This is a genomic window from Flavobacterium piscinae (assembly GCF_004122145.1).
GTDB classification, from domain to species: Bacteria; Bacteroidota; Bacteroidia; order Flavobacteriales; family Flavobacteriaceae; genus Flavobacterium; species Flavobacterium piscinae.
This window is the reverse complement of sequence record NZ_SBKQ01000054.1, coordinates 1-255: the sequence shown is the minus strand read 5'-3', so window position 1 is coordinate 255 and position 255 is coordinate 1. Positions and strand designations below refer to the sequence as shown.

Annotated in this window: 1 pseudogene; it reads left to right on the top strand. The window is 45.5% G+C overall.

Annotated features, from left to right (window positions below):
- Positions 1 to 255, top strand: a pseudogene (locus EQG68_RS15150) (lectin-like domain-containing protein); the annotation flags it as partial.

Genomic DNA, 255 nt, shown 5'->3' with positions numbered 1-255 from the left:
TTGTCAAGGTTCGGAATCACCGTTATTACCGACGACTTCATTGGAGGGAGTAACGGGAACATGGAGTGGGACAATTGACACGAGTGTGGCGGGTAATTTTGATTTTACTTTCACGCCTGATGGCACCCTTGAATGTGCTATTGCAACCACAATTACGGTAGAGGTAAAACCAACCCAAGCGGCTACTTTTGATACGATAACCACCACTTATTGCCAAGGAGCAACAGCGGATGCGTTACCTTTATCAAACAATTC